This window comes from Pseudoalteromonas sp. MMG022 (assembly GCF_021654245.1).
Lineage (GTDB): Bacteria > Pseudomonadota > Gammaproteobacteria > Enterobacterales > Alteromonadaceae > Pseudoalteromonas > Pseudoalteromonas amylolytica.
Window position 1 is genome coordinate 1 of record NZ_JAKFZQ010000008.1, and the last position, 24,879, is coordinate 24,879.

The 24,879-nt window shown below is 42.7% G+C and carries 22 protein-coding genes; 5 read left to right on the top strand and 17 right to left on the bottom strand.

Features of this window, described 5'->3' with window-relative positions:
* Positions 1–630 (top strand): site-specific integrase (locus L1070_RS09065; RefSeq protein ID WP_237125320.1); only part of this gene is annotated, 630 nt, incomplete at its 5' end.
* Between the two features lie 3 nt (positions 631–633).
* Here the strand turns inward: L1070_RS09065 and L1070_RS09070 are convergent.
* The 8 genes from L1070_RS09070 to hrpB all read right to left on the bottom strand — a co-directional run bounded on the left by L1070_RS09070 (position 634) and on the right by hrpB (position 11,228).
* A complete protein-coding gene (locus tag L1070_RS09070) occupies positions 634–1,506 on the bottom strand; it encodes a hypothetical protein (protein WP_237125321.1) in 873 nt (290 codons plus the stop codon).
* Positions 1,506–2,573 carry a DUF3696 domain-containing protein gene (locus L1070_RS09075; RefSeq protein ID WP_237125322.1) on the bottom strand — a complete coding sequence of 356 codons (1,068 nt, stop codon included), beginning with the start codon at positions 2,571–2,573 and terminating at the stop codon, positions 1,506–1,508. The genes L1070_RS09070 and L1070_RS09075 overlap by 1 nt, the downstream gene beginning before the upstream one ends.
* Entirely contained in the window at positions 2,573–3,766 is a 1,194-nt protein-coding gene (locus L1070_RS09080; protein WP_237125323.1) for a DUF262 domain-containing protein, read from the bottom strand. The genes L1070_RS09075 and L1070_RS09080 overlap by 1 nt, the downstream gene beginning before the upstream one ends.
* Before the next feature lie 81 nt (positions 3,767–3,847).
* On the bottom strand, positions 3,848–5,113 hold the full coding sequence (locus tag L1070_RS09085; protein WP_237125324.1) for a site-specific integrase: 1,266 nt from the start codon (positions 5,111–5,113) through the stop codon (positions 3,848–3,850).
* A 661-nt stretch (positions 5,114–5,774) separates the two neighbouring features.
* Entirely contained in the window at positions 5,775–6,716 is a 942-nt protein-coding gene (locus tag L1070_RS09090; RefSeq protein ID WP_237125325.1) for a S41 family peptidase, read from the bottom strand.
* Between the two features lie 273 nt (positions 6,717–6,989).
* On the bottom strand, positions 6,990–7,148 hold the full coding sequence (locus L1070_RS09095) for a hypothetical protein (RefSeq protein WP_237125326.1): 159 nt from the start codon (positions 7,146–7,148) through the stop codon (positions 6,990–6,992).
* Between the two features lie 320 nt (positions 7,149–7,468).
* The gene (locus L1070_RS09100; protein WP_237125327.1) at positions 7,469–8,671 is read right to left on the bottom strand and encodes a hypothetical protein; all 1,203 of its coding nucleotides are present in this window, start codon (positions 8,669–8,671) and stop codon (positions 7,469–7,471) included.
* A 130-nt stretch (positions 8,672–8,801) separates the two neighbouring features.
* Entirely contained in the window at positions 8,802–11,228 is a 2,427-nt protein-coding gene (gene hrpB / locus L1070_RS09105; RefSeq protein ID WP_237125328.1) for an ATP-dependent helicase HrpB, read from the bottom strand.
* Between the two features lie 343 nt (positions 11,229–11,571).
* Between hrpB and L1070_RS09110 the strand changes: the two genes are divergently transcribed.
* Both L1070_RS09110 and L1070_RS09115 read left to right on the top strand, forming a co-directional pair.
* A complete protein-coding gene (locus L1070_RS09110) occupies positions 11,572–12,915 on the top strand; it encodes an ABC transporter permease (protein ID WP_237125329.1) in 1,344 nt (447 codons plus the stop codon).
* An 11-nt stretch (positions 12,916–12,926) separates the two neighbouring features.
* Entirely contained in the window at positions 12,927–14,141 is a 1,215-nt protein-coding gene (locus L1070_RS09115) for an FtsX-like permease family protein (RefSeq protein WP_237125330.1), read from the top strand.
* Between the two features lie 92 nt (positions 14,142–14,233).
* Here the strand turns inward: L1070_RS09115 and metH are convergent, their stop codons facing one another.
* Genes metH through metA form a run of 3 tightly spaced genes read right to left on the bottom strand, consistent with a single transcriptional unit; the run spans position 14,234 to position 18,866 of the window.
* Positions 14,234–16,864: a methionine synthase gene (gene metH, locus L1070_RS09120; RefSeq protein ID WP_237125331.1), complete on the bottom strand. Its 2,631-nt coding sequence runs from the start codon at positions 16,862–16,864 to the stop codon at positions 14,234–14,236.
* 9 nt (positions 16,865–16,873) lie between these two features.
* On the bottom strand, positions 16,874–17,929 hold the full coding sequence (locus tag L1070_RS09125; RefSeq protein ID WP_237125332.1) for a homocysteine S-methyltransferase family protein: 1,056 nt from the start codon (positions 17,927–17,929) through the stop codon (positions 16,874–16,876).
* Complete coding sequence (gene metA, locus L1070_RS09130; RefSeq protein WP_237125333.1) at positions 17,919–18,866, bottom strand: homoserine O-succinyltransferase; 948 nt, start codon at positions 18,864–18,866, stop codon at positions 17,919–17,921. Before metA ends, L1070_RS09125 begins: the two co-directional genes overlap by 11 nt.
* Before the next feature lie 170 nt (positions 18,867–19,036).
* On the opposite strand from metA, the gene L1070_RS09135 reads away from it, so the two are divergent.
* Entirely contained in the window at positions 19,037–19,357 is a 321-nt protein-coding gene (locus L1070_RS09135) for a cupin domain-containing protein (protein ID WP_237125334.1), read from the top strand.
* Between the two features lie 24 nt (positions 19,358–19,381).
* On the opposite strand, the gene L1070_RS09140 is transcribed toward L1070_RS09135, so the two are convergent.
* Positions 19,382–19,774 (bottom strand): hypothetical protein, encoded by a 393-nt coding sequence (locus L1070_RS09140; RefSeq protein ID WP_237125335.1) that lies wholly within the window; start codon positions 19,772–19,774, stop codon positions 19,382–19,384.
* 162 nt (positions 19,775–19,936) lie between these two features.
* Here L1070_RS09140 and L1070_RS09145 point away from each other — a divergent pair, with 162 nt between their 5' ends.
* Positions 19,937–20,788: a hypothetical protein gene (locus tag L1070_RS09145; RefSeq protein WP_237125336.1), complete on the top strand. Its 852-nt coding sequence runs from the start codon at positions 19,937–19,939 to the stop codon at positions 20,786–20,788.
* 205 nt (positions 20,789–20,993) lie between these two features.
* Here the strand turns inward: L1070_RS09145 and rluB are convergent, their stop codons facing one another.
* From rluB to L1070_RS09170, 5 genes are read right to left on the bottom strand one after another with little or no spacing between them, the layout of a single operon-like run.
* Positions 20,994–21,854, bottom strand: a complete 861-nt coding sequence (gene rluB, locus L1070_RS09150; RefSeq protein ID WP_070986886.1) for a 23S rRNA pseudouridine(2605) synthase RluB — start codon at positions 21,852–21,854, stop codon at positions 20,994–20,996.
* Positions 21,854–22,441, bottom strand: a complete 588-nt coding sequence (scpB, locus tag L1070_RS09155; RefSeq protein WP_237125337.1) for an SMC-Scp complex subunit ScpB — start codon at positions 22,439–22,441, stop codon at positions 21,854–21,856. Before scpB ends, rluB begins: the two co-directional genes overlap by 1 nt.
* 50 nt (positions 22,442–22,491) lie before the next feature.
* The gene (locus L1070_RS09160; protein WP_237125338.1) at positions 22,492–23,295 is read right to left on the bottom strand and encodes a segregation/condensation protein A; all 804 of its coding nucleotides are present in this window, start codon (positions 23,293–23,295) and stop codon (positions 22,492–22,494) included.
* 5 nt (positions 23,296–23,300) lie between these two features.
* Positions 23,301–23,921: an L-threonylcarbamoyladenylate synthase gene (locus tag L1070_RS09165; protein ID WP_237125339.1), complete on the bottom strand. Its 621-nt coding sequence runs from the start codon at positions 23,919–23,921 to the stop codon at positions 23,301–23,303.
* A 1-nt stretch (position 23,922) separates the two neighbouring features.
* Positions 23,923–24,771, bottom strand: coding sequence for a PHP domain-containing protein (locus L1070_RS09170; protein WP_070986882.1), 849 nt, complete (start codon positions 24,769–24,771; stop codon positions 23,923–23,925).
* Positions 24,772–24,879: the final 108 nt, after the last annotated feature.

A 24,879-nucleotide genomic window follows, 5' to 3' on the forward strand; every position in this document is an offset into this window, starting at 1 on the left:
AAGTGGACACTACTAAACGGTAAACTACAGCCAAAAGAAACACTCTATCGAGTAAAGTCATGTTTAGAAGAAATCAAGCGCTCTCGGGCTTACACTACAGATCAAGCCAGAGCTATTTCACATCGGCAAACAGCAAAGCATCAACTCGCTACACAAATCGCCTATGCCGCAGGCCTGCGCGCCCATGAGCTACTGACGCTTGCCAAAGCTAGTGAGCGAAGTGCAGATAAACGCCCTGCCCTAGATTCAAAATGGCATGGTCGAAGCGGCGAGCTATATACCGTACAAGGTAAAGGCGGCTTGGTTCGCCATGTGCTGATTCCAACCACACTCGCCAATAAGCTAGAACAACAACGTTTAGCACAACCTATCACGGTAGTAGACAGAAAAATTAACTACCTTCAGCGCTATGATATCGCTGGCGGTAAAAAATGGTCGGACTCTTTCTCTAAGGCGTCAAACCGCGCACTGTTGTTTTCGACTGGCGCACATGGTCTTAGGCATAGTTATGCTCAAGAGCGGATGGTTGAGCTGAAAAGCTTGGGGTATAAATATGAAACGGCCTTAGAGACCGTTTCGCAAGAGATGGGGCACTTTAGGGCTGAGATTACTCTTGTATATTTAAGATAGCTTTTAGGTCGTTAAATGTTTTGCAAAGATCCCAACGATTAACCTACCTTTGGTTTCTTGGGTTATCTCAGGCAATAAATTAATGCCAAAGTGAAAATGTATTCTTCCCCTATCATGCAGATACTTTGCATGCCATTCACATCTAACACTCTGACTTTTGATTGAAATATCCCTTTCCCTCATTTTCTTTGCACTACTTTTAGTGTTAGGGCTTTCAGGGGATAAGTCGACACCATTTGAACTGGCATGATTAATAAATTGTTCTGGTGATTCTAAATATTTTTCTTGCCCAAAATCATTCAAGTAACTTAAAACTTCGACAATCCACTTGTATAAATCCTGACTTAGCTCAACACCTAAACTTCTGAACTTACACTTTTCATCGAAATATAAACTAGGGAAGCAATCGCTGCCAAATTTCCAAAAGTCATTTTCACTAAAATTATTATTCCAAAAGCTATTTCTTATATAGTTTAATGCACTCCTTGGGTCTTTGATTAAAATAAAATTATCACTGTGATATAAGTCGTTACAAATCAAGCCAAAGTTAATATTATTAACTTCTTCTCGGCCTAACAAGTCCCCATTCCGAGTATCAGCACTATCACACTTATCTAGCAAAGCATAAAAGCGGAGATATTCATCTCGTAAATCAGAATCTGCATATATCCTAGAGTCCGACATTACTTCGTTTACGCTAATCCCATTTTCGGTTTCAGCTCCCCAGTTTTTAGAATAATATACCTTCGTGAATTTTTTGCTACTTACATCAATCAGATCAAGTAACCTAACCAGCTTGGTTTTGTCCTCAAAAAGACAAACAACAGCGTTAGTTAAGCTACTTTTCTCTATAGCAAAATTAACTTCACAATCCATTACGTAAGCTCTCTAAGGTTTTTTATACTTTCATCAAAAAATCCCACAGGCCAGCTAGATAACTTTCCTTTTTTATTTACCTCTATTGCTTCAACAGTTGTTTTTCCATCTTCGTCTTTCGTGCAATAGTTTATGATAATATCGGTATTATCAATGTCATTGTTCTTTGCTGATATTCTAATACCATCAATGACATGATCTGAGTGTGTTTCTAAAATAACTTGTATTCCAGAAGACGCAGCTTTGGCAAGAAGCTTTCCAAGAGCAGTCTGGCCGCTAGGGTGTATGTGTGCTTCAGGGTTTTCGATTATAAAAATTGGTGTATGTGTTTTGTTTTTCTCGAACCAAGTCCTTACCGTATTATTAGTGATTTCTCCTAGCTCATCAGAAGCAGATAGTACCAATGAGCTTAGTACGATAGGTAAACTATATGACAAACCAAATCCGGTATTCGCAGCCCTGTAACCATTAATTTCGATATGTGAGAGATCGTGTTTCGGCTCTTTTGTAAAATCAAACTCCACATTTGGCGAAATCTCTTCCATCCAAAGTTGAAGTTGATGTCTCAATAAGTTACTCCCCCCCTCTTTTTCTTGTTTCCTAAGCCTTTCATGAACTGATACTCGTTCAAAATTCTTATAAAAGTCAGCACAAAACTCTCCCTGCTCCCCAACCGTAAAATAAGAGGTGCCTTTTTCTTTAAATATCGGCAGATGCGATGAAGGTCCAAGCCGATTAGCTCCTATATATTCGAGATTTGGAAGGAACTCACCATTCGTGAAATACGTATCCTTTTTGAATCCCAACATAAAGTCGCCATCATCAAATGTTAGATGAAATAAAATACTTTCACCTGGTGGTGTAAATACACTTTTTAATTCGGGAAAACTTCCTAGGCCTCGAATATAAGGTGAAGCCCCTTTCCCTGCTCTCACAGCCATTCTTAGAGCTTGAATAATTGAGCTTTTTCCAGAACTATTCAAGCCAGTAAGGACTGTAAGCTTCTTAGTTAAAAACTTTTCATCTACAACAGACTTAAATGACTTTATATGAATACTATTTAACATTATTTATTCAAAGTCCCATCGATTAGCTTTCGTAAAGCTCTCCACCTATAACCTACACCTGCAACACTAGCGCCGTGCCTGCTAATACTATTCTCAAACTCTTCTGAATCAAGTAACTTATAATACGACTCTAAAAATAAAGATCTATCTTCTACCAAGTCATAGTATTCCCTATCGCTTAGACTACTCATCATATTAATCCACAATTCAAAAAGCGACTTATTTATAGGAGATTTCCTGTTATCACTCAATTTTGATTTACGAAATGAATGTTCTCCGAGGATTGTAGTCGTTCTCATTAAGCCTTTCTTAAACTTTTCTTCTAAGTCCACAGGATCAATGTTCACATTTTCTAAATGCTTTTCACCATTTAATAATTGCATAGCAGATGACAAGTAATCATCTGTGTTGCCAGTATACTCCTCTCTACCGATGAGATTGAATGCAATAAACCTCAAAATCAACTCTCGACCTGCCATACGGGAATCATTTACAGTATTTTGCGTTGCCACTTCATACTCTTGTGTTTTCACAAGTTTTTTCAATAACACTGTAGCGGGCCCTTGGTATAAAGCATGTCTTATTTCTTGTTCAGATAAGCGAATTCCCCCAGTGTTAAGTCGCTTAAAGATATTCCGCTTCACTTTTTCTGGAGTTTCGGGGTTTATAATCGTAAAATTAAGCTCGGTTTCTAAGATATTATTTACAATTCTAGCCGCTTTTGGATCTTGCTCTAACTTAAAAAAGTTCCTAGTGTTTAACTTACTTCCCCAAAATTCCAATTTGGCCAAATCAAACCCTTTACCATCACCGTCTGGCCCTAAAATAAAATCTCTAATTGTTGACAAGCGTTGGAGCCCATCTACAACTTCCCAAATACCCTCCCTATCTTCAGATACATAAAACATAGGTAGTGGTATTCTCAAAATCATAGACTCTATGAGTTGGCTCTTCCTCTCGATGTCCCAAACGTAATTTCGCTGAAAATCAGGAGAAAGTCTGATTGTGTTGTTTTTTATCCGTCTCAATACAGTGTCTAAAGCAATTGTTTTAGATGATATTGATATCGAACTAGGATCAAACGGCTCTGTATCAATATACTCATCACTTGTAATTTCACGTTCTACTCCTGAAAATGAACGCTCATCAGCGATTTCTTCATCGATTTGAAAATAGTCAATATTTGTATTCATACTCAATACTTCATCATAGATTAATTGTATGAACTATACAGCTTAGTTAGGGTTAAACCAAACTTTCAGGCTCCAGCTCTTTTAGAAAAAATGTTTGTTAAATTTAGTCGACCATTTATAAAGGAGCTTTGAACGTTTCTCCATATACTCCTGCAAGTTATAAACCTTTTGCATTCCCTGCAATTGGTGGTTAAGTATCTTTTCAACCACTATCGGATCAGCGCCAATATCATCATCACCTAAGCGAGTAGCCATTGTTCTACGAAGGTCATGGGGCACGAATTTTGGTACACCTAGCTCTTTTTGCTTTCGGTTTACCGCCCTTGAAAGTGAGTGCCTATCGATAGGCTGTTCACCTACTGCGCTTGTGGTACAGGTGGTACTTGGGAACACGTACTTTGAGCTTAAATAGCTGAATGAAGCACGTAGTTCATCAAGCATAATGATCATATTTTGGGTAATGGGTACTTTGTGGATTCGCTCCCCGCCTTTATTTTGTTTTACTCGCTCGGCAGGGATGGTCCATATCATTTTATCAAAGTCGAATTCTTGCCACTGCGCGCCCGTCACCTCTATCGGCCTGCAACCAGTTAAGGCGATAAACTTTAAGGCATAGATCACTTGCGTGCTTACGCCTAGCTTAGGTAGGCGCTCGAATACTTGTATCAGCTCTTCAAATTCAAGGGCGCGTGTACGTGGCTTTTCAATACCGCCCACGTTCTTTTTCTTGGCGGTGCTAATGGGGTTGCCCTGCATTAAGTCACGCTCAACGGCAAAGTCGAACATCTGTTTAAGAATTGAAAGAGTTTTATTGGCTTGAGTGCCTGCTCCCCTGTCGGTGATTGGGTCTAATACCTTGCTTAAAATGTCTCGGCGGGTAATATCTTTTAATTTAACGCCCCCTATCGCTGGTAAAACGTCTTTTTCAAACATACGCTCAACTTCTAGAGGGTCTTTGCGATTAACCTTGATATAGCGCTCTAGGAACTCTGAGAATAGTAATTCCACCGTTGGCGAGTGATCTTCAATAAATTGTTGCTTAATACTTAGTTGTTTGGTTTCGTATACGTCTTCACCCGCAGCGATTCGCCCTTTTAAGCTTTCTACCTCTTTACGGACTTCTTTTAAATCTCGTTCACCAAAATAGCCCAACAGATAATTACGCTGTTTGCCTTTTGCACCACCAAGTCGGTAGTTTAAATAAAGCGCTATACGGGGCTTACTATTTCCTGAAGCTTTACCTATACGAGCGTGAAACCCACTTAACTTAGTATCATTTATTCGCTTTATTTGAGCAGGAACATTATTGAGCGTAGAGTCACTAAGCAGCATTTTTATCGTAGACATATGTAGCACCAATCTGACTAAATGAACTACATGCAGCATATATGTAGCAGAAAACAAAAACAACTCATTGCTTCTACTCATTTCTAATCAAAACCAATTATTTATTTATCCTGTTGTTTTAAATCAAGTTAAATTAGACGAACACATCTAATCAAAGCTACTTTGAAATAATTAAAACTAATCAACTCTTTTATGGGGTGTCAGGGGTCGCAGGTTCAAATCCTGCTATGCCGACCAGCTTTTCCTTACCCTATTCAATAAGTTAGTTTTCCCTTTTGTTTATCTACAAATAACGATAGTAATACTGTAGTAAAATAAATTTCCGATTTTTTGCTTTCTGCCATGAATTTTAGATTCATAAAGCTAATGAAACTGTAACTGCCCCAGTTTTACCCCTGTTCGTTAATAGCATTATGCAGCCTTCTAGAAAGCCCAATGAAGTTTGACCTACTAACAAATCGTGAGGCCGTTCATAGCATAAATATCCACCACTCATCTGTGATGTGATAAACCTGCTGAAATGGCCAAAAAAGATATAAATCCAATGCATCTTCTCGATAGTGACGATTAAATCGCTCTATTTGAAGCTATCAAACTTCATACCGCAAAACGACGTGTTGATTTTTTCTAGCCCGCTTTATTGATATTACTGTTTGTGCGATTAACGCCTATTTTCGAGCTGTGTTTGTGTTGCAAGACTATAGGCCTTTTCAAAAGCGCTTTCTCTTGCTGTTGGATAATCGGGCACAACGCCTTCTTCATTCCACGTCATGGATGGATTTCGGCCTGTTATAACTGCGCTGGTCATGGCTAACGTCAGGTTATCCCCCACATTTATCAGTGCTTCTATGCTAGCAAGTCCTAATGTTTCTTCTCCCACAATCACAGCACGCCCCGCTTCTTGTAATGAGTAGCTAAACAACTCCCAAGGGCCAGTCACAAATGAGGACGTTAGTATGTAAAGTGGTACACGTGCTTCAAATTGCTTAAAGTTATCAGTACCTGTTGCAGTAATTTTTTCAATCCAACCTCTGGAATAAAGCAACCCCACGGTTTCGTTAGGACTGACAAAGAACCCCAGCATCTTTTTAGTGAGCGATAGATTGCCCTCGTCTACCGAACGCAAATCTATGATTAGCGCGTTTACATCACGCAATGCTCTAAAATAGCGCTCTATCACTTCGCTACTTTTTAAAAATGCAAATTTCCCCGAGATCTCAACGTAGCCAATATTGTGGTCGAGCACCTTGGATTCAATACTTGCTTGGCCATGCTGTTGGGAGTTGGCACTTCCATAAAGTGAAGAGCGAATCAGTTCAAAGCCACTGTCACCCGTTGCGCTATAAAGCGTGCTGTGGACTTGCGTTTTAAACCAGTGGTATTCATTACTCGCACTAAACTCACCGGCTGCCAATTTTGCCTGTAGTAAGTCTGCCGCATGTTTTGCTTTTTCTGGGTCGATGTAAGTGTCATTCACTACCCGAGCAATGTTGTCGATTACAGCGTTAGTATGCGTCACATCAGGTAGTTGATTGGCTTGCAATTTACTTCCAAACAGCAGACAACCCAAAAGCCATATGGCAGATAGCACTTTGATAGGCACGTATACTTTCCTTGTTGATGAAGCTCTATAAGCACTGAGTTGATTAACGGTGCAAGATGACTTTGTTACTTATTTAAAACAGATATAAGGGCTTTTCGCCTGAGCGCAAGAGCATGTAGGTGTTTATCTTAGGAACGTAAACAAATAGCTGTAACGAGCGTTGGTGGTGATGCGATATCCACAGCCAATAACAACAAGCCAAGGGAGCTGCTTCAATCTACAAGGTGAATGTACACCTTGGCATCACCTAATTCATTTTGCTAACGGCTTGCTTTAGCAAATATATACCGTTGGGCAAAACTCAGGCGCGGTGTGGCAAGCGCCATAATCTTTGCTGTAAGCGAAAGTACCGCCAGCGATTTCTTTGGTTTGTTTTGCACTTAAGTTTTTGTCTGTGCTTAGCGCTTTTAATTTTACTTTTTTGAGTTTCATGTTGTTTCCTGTTGTAAATTATTAAAATAAGTATTGGTCATGACAAACGAGATATTATTCAACAACGTTCATCAATTAAACACTGTGTTTAAATTAGCAACAGATCTCAAGCCAAATCACTTGAATATTTTTGTATCATTTTTAGCCTGTTGTTTTTTAAGTTATTTATTATATTGAAATTTTATCATGCACATCAAAAATGACAGCGCTAGACATTTCGAAGTCATAAGCGCCCTGAAATAGACAGTTATTCGAAGCAAACAAGAACCTCATCACGCCAGTCACTATATAAACAACACTATTGATCAATGCGATACGCACTAATCAGCGTCTTTGTGAAAGTCTTCATGCTCTTCGATAAAGAATGCATTAAACCCTTCTTCTAACTTCTTGAGGGCCCATTCGTTTTTTTCTATTTCTTGTGACAGAGCCGTCGGCAATCCAGACCAGAACGCAATAAGCATGCCCGCTTCAAACGCTTGGGCAAGCGCATCCGACACATCCGACTTTGCTTCTATTGCGGTTGTCGCTATATCTCTTGCTACATCATCCATGTGTTCTTCAACAAACTCTTGTGGAGAGTCTTTTAATTGCGCTTCAGCATTTTTCCAAACTTGGGAATCTGCGCCGTCACCACTGGCGGTGGCATCAAGCGCCTTATATCCAGATTGTGAGTCTATTTGCAAACCGATAGGCTGATCTTTGCGATGTTGCTTTTCATCATTTGATAAGTCTCCCACAGATTTTGCAGGTTCTTTATTTGGTTTTAGACCATACGCTGAAATATTATCCAAAGCCGTGCCTTGGCCATCGGATGCAGTTCTATCTTTTGGGCTTCCCAGATCGGAGGTAATGTTTGCAGTGTAGTCAACCGCCCCTACATTACTGGTGTCTGTTACGTCTTTCCAAGGGCGAACTGTGGTTTGAAACGTCGCCTTGGCATTAGAGGTATTTGCGCTGGTGTAGTCGGTTGAGCCCGCCACAACCACAGAGTATTTAACGGCATTTTTGTTCTTCCAAACTTCATTTTTCACATAATTTTCTGAGGTTGAAAGATGTTTGCCATTAGCACCTTTTGAAATGGGATAGAGGTTGTTATCAAGTGCCGTGCCGCCCAAGTTATCATTGAGTAAATGCCCTTTTACCGACATGGCCCCCTTTGCCAAAGGGTAAATACCTTTTATCCATGCCATTAAATCATCTTGAGATGCATTCACACTGGCACTTTGCCCTCTTACAGGGTCGGCTGGGTCAAGCCAAGCGTGCATGGTATGACCAACCGTCACCGACTTGGCATTATTCGCTTGGCCATACTTACAGGTCTGACCAATATTTTCGATGACCGTTTTGCGTTGAATTGCATCAGAACTAGCCACTGCTTGCAATGGCATTGCTGATAACCCATTGGCGAGCCCGCGGTTATCTTCAAGGTAGCGGCCTTGGGCTAGCTGCTTGATTTGTTTTGCTTGCGCACTAACACGCTGCACGCTGCTTCGCTCTGCGGTTTTATTGGTGAGTATCAAGTCCTTGAACCTCTTACAAAGTCACGGTACACCGTTTGTATCATGTGCCACCGTGCCGATTCTATTGCTTAAAAATACCATGAGTTCATGATTGTGCAAAATACAAGTACGGTGACTTCCCCTGCACCTACTACATGCGGCTTTTTACTTTGTTTGTTGCTTGTGCCGTCGCGGGGTCATCTGGCCAAAAATGCTTGGGATAGCGCCCTTTCATCTCTTTTTGTACATCTTTGTAACTGGTTTGCCAAAAGTGAGCCAAATCTTGGGTAAGCTGTAGTGGCCTATGGGCAGGAGACAACAGTTCCATCAATAAGGGTAACTTGCCATTACACAAAACGGGCGAGGCTAACAGGCCATATACCTCCTGCATTCTAACCGATAACTTAGCTGGCCCCTGAAGCGGGTATTCAATCTTTATATTTGAGCCACTAGGCACTTGAATGCGTGGTGGTAAAATTTCATCTAATCGCTGTTGTTGGTGCCAATCCAGCAGGCCCTTAATAGCACTGGTCAAATCAAGCTTCTTTAACTCTATGAGCTTTTTGATATCAACAAGGTAAGGCGCTAACCAATCTTCAATACGATTTAAAAGCGCAGCTTCATCAAGGTTTGCAAACTCTTCAGGGTAGAAGCGCTGTGCCAGTGTCATACGGTTAAGTAGCGGTTGCACTTGCTGATAGTCATTAAACAGCGTCAAGCCATGCTTGGCGACTAAATTTAACCAAGCTTGTGTTCGCGCCTGCACATCCAGCGTTTTCGTGCTTGGTTTAGATTCAATCACCAAAGCGCCAAGTTGTACGCGTTGTTCGTGTATAAAGCGCTCGGCCTTTTCATCAAACTCACAAATGTCTTTTTCTTCAAATAAATGTGGCAGCGTTTGTTGTAAGCGTGCAACGTTAAGCTCTGTCGCGCTAAAAATACGCTGTCCTTTATGTCCGCCTAACGATGCAATGGCTAAGTAGTCACAATCTAACCAATGAGTTTCATGACTGTTCACGCCTGCGCCGTTGGCCAATACAAACCCCTGTCCTCGGCGTTTTGCTAATCTGTCAGGGAACGCCAGCGCAACAAGCAAGCTCAAATACTCACAGCTAAGCATTGAGCGCTCACTAATCTTTAAACGCTTTAACCATGGCCTTAACGATTGTGTAAACGACTTTTGAGGTTTCTCAAATTGACTTTGAAGAGCCACTCTGAGTTCCGGTGATCCAGTTGCTCTGCTTTCCAACAAAGCAACAAGGTAACAGGCTAAATGGCTAATGCCGGGGCTGTCTGCCTCCAGCGCTGTGGCTTTCAAAAGCATGTGAGCGAGGCGCGGTTCGGTGCCAAACTGGTGCATTTTACGACCAAGTTCTGTCACTTTTCCTGTTTCATCAGTTGCTTCGAGCATGCTAAGTAAGCTATGAGCTTGCTGTAATGCCCCAGATGATGGCACATCTAACAAAGGTAGTTGTTCAACCTCTGAACCCCAGACTTTAGCTTCAAGAACTAGGCTGGCAATGTCTGAACTTAAGATTTCGGGCACGTCATGTTTGTCTCTGCGCTCAAACTGCTCATGTGATCCAAGTCGATATACGACCCCTGCTTCAACCCTGCCCGCACGACCAGCCCTTTGTACCGCTGATGAACGCGAGATCGACACCGTTACAAGTTCCGTTACGCCCGTTTTTAAATTGAACTGTGCAGCGCGGCGCTTACCACTGTCTACAACAATACGAATGCCTTCTATGGTCAATGAAGTTTCTGCGACATTGGTGGTGAGTACCACTTTACGTAACCCATCTTTTGCTGGCGCTATTGCCGCTTGTTGTGTGGCTTTGTCCTGCTCACCAAACAAGGTGACAACTTGCGTGTCTGCAGCCACTTTATCAGTAAGACTTTGATATAAAAAGTTAATCTCTCTTTTGCCTGGTAAGAACACCAGTACACTTCCCGTTTGCTGTTGTAGTGCGTTTAGTACCAAAGAAGGCATAGCTTCAAGCCATTTGGCTTCATCACGCAAGGGCTGATAGATTTCACTCACGGGATAACTGCGCCCATCTGATGCGACTACGGGGCAGTCTAAAAAGGCTTGATAGCGCGTGCTGTCCAGCGTTGCCGACATCACGAGAATTTTTAGATCGTCTCTAAATGCGCCTTGCGTTTCCAACGCAAACGCCAATGCCGTATCCGCAGCCAAAGAACGCTCGTGAAACTCATCAAAAATCAGCAAATCGATACCAGTCAGTTCCGGATCCGATTGTAACATTTTTGTTAAAACACCTTCTGTAACGATTTCTAATCGCGTATGCGCCGATACCGCGACTTCATTACGAATTCGCAGGCCAATACTGTGCCCTAGTGCTTCATTTTGTTGCTGCGCCAGAAACTGCGCGATGTTACGTGCCGCAAGCCGTCTTGGTTCAAGCATCACAATATGCTTAAAACAGTTATTTTTCATTAAATTAAGCGGTAACCATGTGGATTTTCCGGCCCCAGGTGGGGCCTGAAGTAGCACGGTACTATGTTGCTGCAACTGAGCAACTAACTTCTCATAAATAGCTTCGATGGGTAACACAACAGCACTCGTTATAATCTTTTTATTAATATTAACATGTACGACTAAACAGGTATAACCATGACTCTTTCAGACGAGACAACAATCGATAGCCTAACTTGCTATCTTTAAAGAAAAAGATTATTTTTTCATAAAAATTTCCGTATAAATAAATAAATCACACATTTAGATTAACTTTTGGTTATTTTTTTGTAAAAATAAGATATCGGATAGACACCTATATCCAGAAAAAGGAACTTTGACTACTTTTAAGGAAAAGTGATGAGGATCAAGCCGTCGGCAAACTTATACGATGTAACGTGCAAATGCTCATGTTTTATTTTTCTGAGCGTTAAGGAGCACCATGGTTAATTATTATTTCAAACTAGCATGGATCAGCATTCGTAAAACCCCTATGCTCAGTTCTCTCATGGTACTTATTATTGCGATAGGCATTGCCATAACAATGATCACCTTCACGGTGAGCTACATGATGTCAAAACATCCAATTCCAGAAAAAGCCGATACACTTCATCTTGTTTATTTAAGCAGTTGGTTTTCAGAACAACCCTACAGTGAATACCAAGGCAAAGAAGAAGCGCCCCATAGGATCACTTATCGCGATGCAGTGAACATAACCGCAGCAAACAAACACAGCGATTTGGTTAAGTCGCAAACTCTTATTGCGGATCACAAGGCACTCATTCGTACGCCATCACAAGCAAAGTCGGAAGGAAAAATGCAGTATATGTATGCAACGACCAACGACTTCTTTGATATGTTCAATGTGCCATTTTTATTTGGAACGCCTTGGTTAGACAGTGCAGACGAAAATGGCGAGTTTACAGTCGTGATCAGCAAAGCGCTCAATGATAAGCTCTTTAATGGTGAAAATTCTGTTGGCAAGCAACTATTGATGGATCAACACTCGCTCACTATCTCAGGTGTTTTAGACAGCTGGAACCCAACGCCTAAATACTTTTTTTATTCGTCCTCCGCATTTAAAAAACCATTGGATATATACATACCAATAAAAACCAAGATTAACCATGAGTTGTATCTAAGCAGTAGCTTTTCAATGTATTGCGGTATTGCACCAGAGAATCCAAGCTTTAAAACAATTTTAGAGTCAGAATGTGTTTGGATGTTTTTATGGGTAGAGCTGAATAATGCCAATGACAGGCAAGCATATACAAGCTTTCTACATGACTACGATGCACAACAAAAGCAACTTGGTCGATTTCCAAGAGATTTACCAAGCTACACACGCAATGTTGAAGAGTACCTAGTCCGTGAGGAAGTCGTTCCAGATAACAGTAAGGTCGCAGTTTGGCTTGCCTCGGCCTTTTTGATTGTTTGTTTACTCAATTGTATGAGCTTGATGATAAACAAGTTCCACAACAAGAAGGGAGAGATTGGTTTACGCAGAGCAGTCGGAGCCAGCAAGCAAGATATCGCCATTCAATTTGGCTGTGAAACAGCACTTATAGGCTTACTCGGCGGTATGTTAGGGTTATTGCTGGCGCAATTGGGGTTAAAAGCTGCGCAAAACGTGTTTCACTTTATCAACGCAAGTGTCATGCAAATGAATAGTACACTGGTCATTGTCACTGTCGTACTGGCGGTATTATCTAGTTGCCTTTTTGGCCTTTGGCCCATTTACAGAGCAATGCAAGTACAACCTTCCAGCCAACTAAAGAGCTTGTAGGAGCAATAATCATGAATGACATTATGCCTATTCTAAAGTCTCTTTATCAGCGTAAGGCCCCGACATTACTTCTGGTTTTACAGATCTCAATCACCTTGATGATTCTAGTGAACACAATTTTTATGCTATTACAAAAGTGGGACAACATAAACACCAGTACAGGCTTAGAGGAAAAGCATACCTTTTCATTTACCACGAATATTCAAGGCGATAGAAGCGAAATTGCCAACTTAATCAAACAAGATATCGAGCGTATTAATCAATTATCTGCCGTACAAGTTGCTTCCAGCGTTTCAGACATTCCTTATACTTCTTGGGGGTCAACAACGCAGATAGGCCTCCCCCCTTCTCCAGAAGATGCGCTGCTAAGAGCCGGATATTACGAAGGTGATTACAATGCGTTAGAAGCTTTTGGGCTAAAACTTATTGCAGGTGAATGGTTCAAGCCCAGTGATATTTTTTACTATGAACACACCAGTACCAATACTCAGAGAATGCCAAAACTCATTATTTCCAAAGCGTTGGCGGAAAAGCTTTACCCTGATGACTGGCGAGAAGCTTTAGGGAGTACGATATATTCTGGAATGGATGCCTGCACCGTTGTAGGCATCGTTGAAAAACTACCCAGCGCGTGGAACTGGTGGAAAAACAACTGGCACACAGTATTAAGCAGTGGGAACTATATTGACTCAGAACCGATTTACATGGTCAGGGCACGCCCAGGTATGCGCGAACAAGCAATGCAGCAAGTTTCAGAGCTATTACTGCAAACCCCCGGTCGATGGCTGGATAATATGGCAACGTTTGAGCAAACTCGTAGCAAAAGCCATCAAAGTGATTTTGCTGTGGTAGTCACGCTTATTGTGTTGGTCGCTATTTTGAGCACAGTCACCGCGTTCGGGATTTTTGGCCAAGTGCGCTACACCATCATCACCCGTAAGAAACAAATTGGCACGCGTCGTGCGCTTGGTGCCAGTCGCACACAAATATTGCGCTACTTTATGCTTGAGAGCCTTATCGTAACGAGTGTGGGAATAGGTATAGGTGTACTGTTATCGCTTATTTGTAACACTTATTTAATGGTGTTATTTGAATTACCACCCATTCCTGGTGACTACTTGATAGTCGGCGCGTTGGCTATGTTAGGGATAGGACAGCTCGCCACTTTACAACCTGTCTATCAAGCCAGTTTGGTCTCTCCCGCCATTGTGACTCGCATGGGCTAGCTGTGCTAACTAACCTCGTGTGTTAGTAAATTAAAAAAGCGCTTGATTAAATCAAGCGCTTTTTTAAGGTTTAATGGCAACTTTTAGAACGGCTACGCCTCGTAGCCAAGGTTTGGTGACAACCAGCGTTCAGCTTCTGCCAAGGTCATTCCCGTGCGCCTTGCATAGTCTTCAACTTGATCTCTTTGAATACTTGCCACCGCATAGTACTTTGACTCAGGGTGAGAGAAGTACCAACCTGAAACCGCCGCCCCGGGCCACATGGCGTAGGAGCTGGTTAGCTTCATACCGATGCGCTGTTGCGTATCCAGTAGTTGCCAGATTTTCTTTTTCTCGGTGTGCTCAGGACAGGCTGGGTAGCCAGGCGCTGGACGAATGCCTTGATAGTTTTCACGGATAAGTTCTTCATTACTTAGACTTTCATCGGGAGCATAGCCCCAGTAGTGCTTGCGCACTTGTTCGTGAAGATATTCCGCAAACGCCTCTGCCAATCTATCAGCAACCGCCTTAACCATGATCTTGTTGTAATCGTCGTGTTTAGCATCAAACGCCGCAGCTAAATCATCTTCTTCCAAGCCACCGGTTACCGCAAATGCACCAAAGTAGTCAGCAACCCCTTTAGGGGCGATATAATCTGCCAAACAATAATTCGGAAAATCTGTTTTTTCCGTCTGTTGGCGTAGATGGCAAGATAAAGCGTGCACTTGAGTACGCGTTTCATCGGTGTAGATCTCAATATCATCCCCCACTCTGTTAGCAGGGAATAAGCCTATGACACCCAAAGGCTTTAGCGCCCCAGTTTGTTCAAACTCATCCAGCATCGCATTAGCATCTTCAAATAGGCTTTGTGCCTGCTCTCCCACAATTTCGTCATGCAGGATTCTGGGGTATTTACCCGCCAGTGACCAAGTCATGAAAAACGGCGTCCAGTCGATATATTGGCGAAGTGTTTTGATACTCACATCAGTGAACTCAGTCACGCCTAATTTTTTAGGTACTGGCGGAGTGTAGTTGTCCCAATCAAGCTTAATGGCATTGTCTCGCGCACGTTGCAAAGTAACAGGTTTTGAACGTGGCTTCTTGCGCGCTTGTTGCTCCCTGACTTTGACATATTCTTGGGCTGTTTTTGTCAAAAAGTCTGCTTTTTGCGTCTTGCTCAATAAGTTCGAGACCACGCCCACTGCGCGGCTGGCATTGTTTACGTACACAACCCCTTTGTCGTATTGAGGTTCGATTTTCACCGCGGTGTGCGCTTTGGAGGTGGTTGCTCCACCAATCAACAATGGCAACTCAAAGCCACGTCGCTTCATTTCTTTGGCAACGTGTACCATTTCATCCAGTGACGGCGTGATCAAACCAGATAAACCAATCACATCCGCGTTTTCATCAATGGCGGTTTGCAAAATCTTTTCCGCAGGCACCATTACCCCAAGGTCAACCACTTCATAGTTGTTACACTGCAACACCACCCCGACAATGTTCTTGCCAATATCATGCACATCACCTTTGACCGTTGCCATGATGATTTTGCCGTTCGTTTCACCTTCTTGCTTTTCTGCTTCAATGAAAGGGTCAAGGTAGGCTACAGCGCGCTTCATCACACGCGCTGATTTAACAACCTGAGGTAAAAACATTTTACCTGCACCAAACAGGTCACCAACGACGTTCATACCATCCATCAACGGCCCTTCAATAACCTCTATGGGCTTTGCCATGCCTGAGCGACACTCTTCAGTATCTTCGTCAATAAACTCGGTAATGCCCTTAACCAAGGCGTGCTCCAAACGCTTAGCAACGGGCCAAGAACGCCACTCCAAGTCTTCCACTTTTGCAGCCTGCGCCATTCCTGAATACTTTGGCGCAAGATCAACTAAACGTTCGCCCGCCTGAGGGTCTTTGTTAAGGATCACGTCCTCAACTGCGTCTCGAAGCTCTTTAGGAATATCGTCATATACCGCAAGCTGACCTGCATTAACGATACCCATATCCATGCCAGCTTGAATCGCGTGATACAGAAATACCGAATGAATGGCTTCACGTACAGGGTTGTTACCACGGAATGAAAAGGAGACATTTGACACCCCACCGGAAACCTTACAGTGAGGTAGTCCGGCTTTGATCCGCCTTGTGCCTTCGATAAATTCAACAGCATAGTTATCGTGCTCTTCTATCCCCGTTGCCACAGCAAAGATATTGGGATCAAATATAATGTCCTCTGGTGGAAAACCAATTTGATCGACCAATATACGGTAAGAGCGCTCACATATTTCAAATTTACGCTGTGCAGTTTCGGCTTGACCTACTTCGTCAAACGCCATTACTACAGCGGCTGCACCAAAACGTTTGATAATTTTGGCTTGACGAATAAAAGGCTCTTCACCTTCTTTTAAGGAGATTGAGTTGACGATGGCCTTACCTTGAATGCATTTTAGACCCGCTTCTATCACCTCCCATTTCGAGGAGTCAACCATAATAGGGACACGTGAAATATCAGGCTCAGATGCAATCAGATTTAGAAACTTCACCATGGCCGCTTTTGAGTCCAACATAGCTTCATCCATGTTGATATCAATCACTTGCGCCCCGTTTTCTACTTGTTCACGGGCGACTTCCAAAGCTGTTTCGTATTCTTCCTCTAATATCAGGCGCTTAAAACGCGCAGAGCCAGTGACATTGGTACGTTCACCAACGTTTGTAAAAATGGCTGTAGATTGTTGCGTCATAAGTACTTCCTAATTCAAATTACATGCTTCTAAACCAGCTAAGCGCATGCGCACTTCAAGCTCAGGCAAACGCCTTGGTGCAACCTGTGCAAGACCATCAGCGAACGCTTTGATGTGCTCAGGCGTTGTGCCGCAGCAACCACCAACAATATTGATTAACCCTTCCTTACCCCAGTCAATGATTTCTTTCGCCATTTCAGGCGCTTCTAGGTCATATTCACCAAATTCATTCGGCAATCCAGCGTTAGGGTGAACAGAAGTAAACGTTTCGCAAACCCTTGATAGCTCAACAACGTACTGACGCAACAAATCAGGTCCTAACGCACAGTTTAGACCAATTGATAAAGGCTTAATATGACGAATCGAGTTATAAAATGCCTCGGTTGTTTGTCCTGACAAGGTACGCCCTGATGCATCAGTAATGGTACCTGAGATCATGACCGGTAGCGTTACACCTGCGCGTTCAAACGCTTCTTCAACCGCAAATGACGCGGCTTTTGCATTGAGTGTATCAAAGATGGTTTCAATCAGAATTAAATCTACACCGCCTTCTATTAACGCAAGTGTTGACTCAATATAAGCGTCAACTAACTGATCAAAAGTAATGTTGCGATAACCTGGGTCGTTAACATCTGGTGAGATTGAGCAGGTTTTAGAAGTAGGCCCCAGCACCCCCGCCACATAACGCGGTTTATCTGAGTTGCGTGTGGTAAACTCATCACACAACTTGCGCGCCAACTGGGCTGACACTAGATTAATTTCTCGACTAACGCTTGCCATGTCATAGTCTTCCATCGAAATTGTGGTCGCGTTAAAAGTGTTGGTTTCAATAATATCTGCACCCGCTTCTAAAAACTGACGGTGTATTTGTTCAATCACCTCAGGTTTAGTAATGCTAAGTAAATCGTTATTGCCTTTGACAAGCACATGCCAATCTTTAAATCGCTCACCTCGATAGTCGTGTTCTTCCAGTTTGTATTGTTGGATCATGGTGCCCATTGCACCATCCAAAATCAAAATACGTTGTTTTAATGCCTCAGTTAAGGCGGCGCGTTTATTCGGCATAATTGTTAGTCCTTACATCTTGGCTAACGAGGTTAATGTCATAAGGTGTTGTTTGGTAAACGTAGTAATTCAACCAATTGGAGAATAACAAAAAGGCATGACTTTGCCATGTTTTCGATGGCTTTTGCGATGCATCATCGTTTGGAAAATAGTTCTCTGGTTTTGGGGCATCGGCTGACTTTTCCAAGTCTCGCTGGTATTCTTTGAGTAAAGTATCCGCATCATATTCTGGATGACCGGTAATATACACCTGACTTCCAGATACATTCTTAATGAGATAAGCGCCGACAGTTGGTGAGCCAGCCAGTACCACAAGATCTCTTTTTTGGGCTATTTGTTCTGGGCTAAGGTGGCCAAAACGAGAATGAGGTACCAAAAATTCGTCATCGAAGCCACGAGTCAGTGCACCATGTTCAAAATAGCATTGATGCTTAAATACACCACTTAGCTTTTCAGCTCTGATCTGACGTTTCAAACCATGATGATGAAATAACCCAGCATGCGCCGCCCAGCAAGAAAACAAGGTTGAAGTAACGTGGTGCTCTGCCCAATCAAAAAACTGCTGTAATTCTTGCCAGTAGATCACATCTTCATATTCTAAGTGAGCCAATGGCGCGCCTGTGATGATTAGCGCATCGTAATTTTGATCTTTTACATCTGAAAAATAGCGATAAAACATATCTAAATGCTGTTCAGAGTTGTCAGACGTGCGGTGCGTATCTAGACGCAGTAAGTCTACATGGACCTGTAATGGAGTATTAGCCAGTAAACGGATGAATTGCACCTCAGTTTCAACCTTGTTTGGCATTAAATTTAATATCGCCAATCGCATTGGACGGATTTCTTGGGTCTGTGCACGACTTTTTGGCATCACGAATACATTCTCTTGACGCAAACGAACAATTGCGGGTAATTCGTCTTTTACTGTAATTGGCATACCTTACTCCCAAGTATAGATTTAGCTGACATTATGAATGGAATTCGAAAAATATCAACCTCTAGATGTATAGACGTCCAAATATTTTTATCGTCGATTCAGCTTCACCTTTAAAAGCTGAACACATAACGCTAAGGTATCACTTAGAAAGAAAACCTAAGGACAACATCATGTTGGAAAACTTGCTCGCAAATTTACCGTTGGACACAAGCAAAGAACACTTTGAAGATCTGTTATCAGCTAAAGACGTTCGGATTGAGAGAATTGTGTCTTACGGCCAAACGTCACCGGACTCATTTTGGTATGATCAAGATGAACATGAGTGGGTTTTGGTGCTATCCGGCTGTGGTACAGTTGAGTTTAAAAACGGTGAAAAACATAGCCTAGAGTGCGGCGATTTTCTAAATATACCTGCATATACTCAGCATCGCGTAAGCCATACAGCAACTTCTGAGGCGACCGTCTGGCTCGCTATTTTTTATCGCGATTAGGCCACCGCCGCCAAAAACTTGAATTTATACCTGCGCTTCTAAGAAATCCATCGCGGTTTGTTCGCGGTGGTCAATTTTACCGTCCGCAGCACACACTTTGTGTACTATCTTAAGGGCCAACTCACGCATCGGTTGGTCAATGATAAATTTCATTCTGTGTTGAATAAATGCTTCTGTGTCATCGCTTTTAACCGCATGAACACACTTTCCAACCATGTCAGAGATGTAATTATCAAGGCTGACCGCTGAGTTCCAATTTAACGTTGCTGCCCATTTTCTCACAACATGTAGTTCAGATTCACAAACGCGACCATCAACGGCCACGAACAGAAGCGCTAGATCCAGTAATGATTCCTTTTGCAATTGTTCAACGCAAATGCCACTGTCAAAGTGATTGAGTAATTGTTCGAATTTCATAAGTCCTTGCTCCTTGAAGTCAATAACCGAGGTACATAATCACTTCATGACCATCGTGCTCTCTTTACCATATTAGACAAAAATCCAAATGTCACATTAAAAACTCTCAACATCCCCTGTTGAGCTACACTTAAGGCAAGTACTGACGATTTTGGAGGTGGCATGCGAGGTTTATGCACCTTGTTTTTTATATTACAAATCAACACAGTGCGGGCAGTCACCATCCCAATCACTATCGAAGCAGATATTTTTAATTACGCACAAATTATTTTGGCGGATCAGTCCATAGATACTGTGAATGACTTTCACCATCCACTGTGTCAAAGAGACGTTGTTGAGTTTGTATTATTACAAAAAGCGCTCAAACTCGGCGGCATGGAACTTAAGTTTAAGTTTGAGCTGGGAAATTATGATGCCCGAAACATTAAACTGTTAGTTGATGGACTATTGTTGGTTAGTTTCGACACGCTGTGGTATCAAGAAGCCCAACAACACATTGAGCGGTTATACATTTCTGATGCAATTATTCGTAAAGGTGAGTATTTTGCAGGCCTGTATACCTCCGCCAAATCCGTTTCTGACATCAAACACAAGATTGGCGAAGACTTATCACAGGTTTCTGTTATTTCAAGCCAAGCTTGGCATACCGACTGGGTTACATTGTCCGCATTAAACCCAAAACAATTACATGAAGAATCCGATTGGATAGTGATGGCAAAGATGGTCAGCCGAAGTTGGATTGATACCATGTTGGTGTCATTCAATAACACCATTCCTTTTGAGTACAAGGGCGTAGACTACAGAATTGTTGCAATTGAAGGTATCAAGGTTCCACTGCAAGACAGCCGACATTTTGTTGTATCACGCCTTCATCCGCTCGGTGAGGCCACCTTCAACGCGCTACAAGTTGGTATCAAGCAGTTACGAGCTTCGGGCTTTATTGAGCAATCATACAAACAGTGCGGCTTCTTTAATCCACATGTTGAAGCTTGGCGCCCATTAACACCAAAATAAAAATCCCACTTAGTATGGTTAATGCCATTCGCTTAAGCGCCTATGACTTTAGTTAGGAAGACGACATGTTTGTTTGAACAATGCGGTCTTCCTAATCGGTCTTGCCATTGTGAATGTGTTTCAGAATTTCATCACCTTAAACGAGTGCTGTTAACTTACGCATAGTGAGATTCATTCATTTTCAACGGCAAAATGCGCCAACGAATTAACGTTTTTTTGGTTTTTGCACACGCTGATTGTGCTTTTTAACAGCCTTACGGATTTGGTTAATCTTGGCGCGTTTATCTTTGCGCTTTTCAGGCATGACTGAAAGCTTAGTTTCCGTTTCGTTGCGCAGCTTCACCGACTTGCGCAGATAGTTAACATCTTCAAGTTTAAGCTCTTCCCAGCCGCCCTGAGGTAAACGTTTATTAAGCTCTAATTTACCATAGCGAATACGGATAAGACGCGATACTTCAACATCTTGAGATTGCCACAAACGACGAACTTCACGGTTGCGACCTTCGGTCAACGTCACATTAAACCATTTGTTAATCCCTTCACCACCCATAGGCTTTATTTTCAAGAACTTAGCAGGACCATCATCCAGTTCAACACCTTTGGTTAGGTTACGTAGTGTTTCATTGGTGACTTCGCCAAACACACGTGCCGAGTATTCACGTTCTACTTCATATTTTGGGTGCATTAGGCGATTGGCCAATTCACCATCGTTGGTGAATAATAAAAGTCCTGAGGTGTTAATATCTAAACGGCCAATCGCGATCCAACGATCTCCATCTAAGCGTGGTAAGCGATCGAATACCGTGCGACGACCCTCTGGGTCTTTGCGTGTACACAACTCCCCTTCAGGCTTGTGATACATGATCACTCGGCATATTCTATCTTCTTTTTGCTCAATTTTTACCACATGTCCATCAACACGGATCACCGCATTTTCTTCAACACGGTCGCCTAACTTTGCGACCTTACCGTCCACACTTACACGGTTAGACTCTATGTACTTTTCCATTTCACGGCGTGAACCCACACCCGCACGGGCCAATACTTTTTGTAACTTTTCACTCATTAAGATGGTTCTCTCACAGAAGGATCGTTCAACATCTGGTCAATTTTAACGCTGTGTTGCTCTGGTAATTTGGGCAACATGTTAAGGCCAGATAAAGAAAAATAATCTAAAAATTGCTTTGTTGTGGCATACAGTGCAGGCTTGCCCGGCACTTCTTTATATCCCACCACTTTTATCCATTCTCGCTCTTGTAAACTCTTGATAATATTTGAGCTTACCGTCACGCCCCGCACTTGCTCTATCTCGCCCCGAGTAATGGGTTGTCGATATGCTATCAAGGCGAGAGTTTCAAGCGTTGCTCTGGAATATTTCGGGGCCTTTTCCTGCCATAAATTGCTTAACCATGGGCTCAAGCTTGAACATGCTTGAAATCTAAAACCGGTTGCAACCTCAACAAGGCGAATACCACGTGTTTGATAATGTTCAGAAATACTGTCCAATGCTTTATCAACTCTGACATTAGATACTGAAATATCTTGCAATACAGTTTCTTTTAGACGCTTTTTTGACAACGGCTTGTCTGCAACAAAAATCGCTGCTTCTATCAGCTCTATCAGTTGCTCATCGCTAATTCGACGCGTTGCCATACACTTGCAGCCTTATCAACACATAAACGTCTATTATGACAGAGGTTGCGTTACTCTTGTAGCTGCAAACTCAAATAAATTTGGCTATCTGGTGTAACTTGTAAACAGGTTATCAATTGCTCTTTGATCAATTCCAACATTGCAATAAAGGTAACAACTACACCACTGCGTCCCTCTTCCACAGTGAAAAAGGCATTTAACTCACATGGGCCACTGTGCTCAGACAGGTACTGTAGAATATGACTCATTCGCTCTCGGGTCGACAAAGCTTCGGCACTAATGTGGTGGTGTTCGAAGGTTTTCGCCCTAGCCATTACATCTCCCAACGCAAGCAATAGCTCCTTAAGCGCAATATCAGGAAACAACGTTTCAGGTTCTGCCGATTCGTCTACCAAAGCGTGTGCGGTAAAAATATCACGCCCAACTCGGGGGATCACATCTAGATTCTCTGCAGCCTGTTTAAACTGCTCATATTCTTGCAAGCGCCTAACTAATTCAGCTCTTGGGTCTTCCTCTTCTTCCAATTCTTCATGCACAGGCAACAACATACGAGATTTAATTTGCGCCAACAACGCCGCCATCACCAAATATTCGCCAGCGAGCTCAAGTTGCAGATCTTTCATCAACTCTACATACGCAACATACTGTTCAGTGATACTCAAAATAGGAAGTTGCAGAATATCTAACTTGTGGCGCTTGATGAGATATAGCAGTAAGTCCAGCGGGCCTTCAAAGGTTTCTAAAATGACCTCTAGCGCATCCGGTGGAATGTAGAGGTCTTCAGGCTTATCAACTACCGCCTCGCCATTTAAAAACGCCAGTGGCAGTTTTTGTTGTTGAGGAATATCATTCACAAAGGTTACTCAAATGGAGAGGTATCACCACACCCCACGCGTAAAATCTCAACGTCGTCTTCTGACAAATCAATTACGGTGGTAGCTTGTTCTATCAAAAAGCCACCGTGGATAATCAGGTTCACTTGCTTTTCTAGCCGCATTCTTATCTCATCGGGGTCCGATTCGGTAAATTGCTCATTCGGTAAAATCAACGAACAAGACATCAACGGCTCTCCCAACTGGGCCAATAAAGCGGTAGTGATTGGATGATCGGTGACTCGAATACCTATGGTCTTTTTCTTGTCGTTTAGCAGTCGCTTTGGCACTTCTTTCGTGCCTTTAAAAATAAAGGTGTACGGCCCGGGTGTGTTGTTTTTTATAAGCCGAAACATTTGATTATCAACACGTGCATAGGTCGCCAGTTCAGATAAATCACGGCACATGAGCGTAAAGTTATGATGCTTTTCAATACCACGAATACGTTCAATACGCTCTTTGGCTTGTTTGTTACCAATATTACAACCTATCGCATAGCCGGAGTCGGTAGGATAAACCACCACTCCACCTTGCATGATGATTTCAGCAGCCTGTGTAATGAGCCTTGCTTGTGGATTCTCGGGATGAATATGAAAAAATTGGCTCATGCTAACACTCCTCGTTTGCTTGCCAAAACTGCCAAACACCTTGGCAATCTTTTGGTAAGTATAGGTTTTTTCCTAAATCTAACCAAGGCATTGGGTAATGAAAGTCAGAACCTTGGCTGGCGAGCAGGTTATATTCGCGACTAAGTTGCCCCAAAAACTGCCGCTCAGGAGGGGCCTGCTGAGGCTGTGCCACTTCCATCGCTTGACCGCCACACGCGCTAAACTCATTCAACAACTTACGCAGCCATTTACTCGACATTTGGTAGCGTGCGGGATGTGCCAACACACTCACTCCCCCAGCCGCTTTAATAGCAGCAATAGCGGTTGCCATGTCACACCACTGGCTCGGCACATAACCCGTTTTGTTACGTGCTAAAAACTTTTTAAATACACCCTGAATATTTTTTGCCACACCGCGTTCTACCAATGCAGCTGCAAAATGCGCTCGGGTGATCTCGGCCTCTGCGGCCAGTTCTTTGGCACGGTCAAAAATGCCCTCATAGCCTCTTTTTTCCAGCCGCCTGCCAATTTCCTCAGCCCTCGCTTGGCGTTTCGCTTGTTGCGTCTCAAGCAACTTAACCAATTCGGGGTGATGAATATCAACCGCTAGCCCAACAATATGGATCTCAAAGCTCTCCCATCTGGTGGAAATTTCAACCCCCGAAATCAACTCCAGTGCAAGTGCGTTTTGCTCTATGTATTGCTGTGCAGGTAAGATTGCAGCAGTGGTGTCATGGTCTGTGATAGCCAGTACATCAACGCCTTTTTCTGTTGCGCGCTCAAGCAGTTCAGCCACGCTCAAACGACCATCAGAAAAAGTGGTATGGCTATGTAAATCGTATTTTATCAATTGAACTCTTTATCTAAATAGTTGCTGTCATCAAGGTCACAGTATATCACTGTTGTTTGTGTCGTTTCTGTGAAATTTTTTCTTTTTGCCAAAGCAGGGGTTGACAGA

Coding starts and splice junctions, on each gene's coding strand:
- L1070_RS09070 (WP_237125321.1), bottom strand. CDS start 1,506: ATGGATTGTGAAGTTAATTTTGCTATAGAGAAAAGTAGCTTAACTAAC.
- L1070_RS09075 (WP_237125322.1), bottom strand. CDS start 2,573: ATGTTAAATAGTATTCATATAAAGTCATTTAAGTCTGTTGTAGATGAA.
- L1070_RS09080 (WP_237125323.1), bottom strand. CDS start 3,766: ATGAATACAAATATTGACTATTTTCAAATCGATGAAGAAATCGCTGAT.
- L1070_RS09085 (WP_237125324.1), bottom strand. CDS start 5,113: ATGTCTACGATAAAAATGCTGCTTAGTGACTCTACGCTCAATAATGTT.
- L1070_RS09095 (WP_237125326.1), bottom strand. CDS start 7,148: ATGAAACTCAAAAAAGTAAAATTAAAAGCGCTAAGCACAGACAAAAAC.
- L1070_RS09110 (WP_237125329.1), top strand. CDS start 11,572: ATGGTTAATTATTATTTCAAACTAGCATGGATCAGCATTCGTAAAACC.
- L1070_RS09115 (WP_237125330.1), top strand. CDS start 12,927: ATGAATGACATTATGCCTATTCTAAAGTCTCTTTATCAGCGTAAGGCC.
- metH (WP_237125331.1), bottom strand. CDS start 16,864: ATGACGCAACAATCTACAGCCATTTTTACAAACGTTGGTGAACGTACC.
- L1070_RS09125 (WP_237125332.1), bottom strand. CDS start 17,929: ATGCCGAATAAACGCGCCGCCTTAACTGAGGCATTAAAACAACGTATT.
- metA (WP_237125333.1), bottom strand. CDS start 18,866: ATGCCAATTACAGTAAAAGACGAATTACCCGCAATTGTTCGTTTGCGT.
- L1070_RS09135 (WP_237125334.1), top strand. CDS start 19,037: ATGTTGGAAAACTTGCTCGCAAATTTACCGTTGGACACAAGCAAAGAA.
- L1070_RS09140 (WP_237125335.1), bottom strand. CDS start 19,774: ATGAAATTCGAACAATTACTCAATCACTTTGACAGTGGCATTTGCGTT.
- L1070_RS09145 (WP_237125336.1), top strand. CDS start 19,937: ATGCGAGGTTTATGCACCTTGTTTTTTATATTACAAATCAACACAGTG.
- rluB (WP_070986886.1), bottom strand. CDS start 21,854: ATGAGTGAAAAGTTACAAAAAGTATTGGCCCGTGCGGGTGTGGGTTCA.
- scpB (WP_237125337.1), bottom strand. CDS start 22,441: ATGGCAACGCGTCGAATTAGCGATGAGCAACTGATAGAGCTGATAGAA.
- L1070_RS09165 (WP_237125339.1), bottom strand. CDS start 23,921: ATGAGCCAATTTTTTCATATTCATCCCGAGAATCCACAAGCAAGGCTC.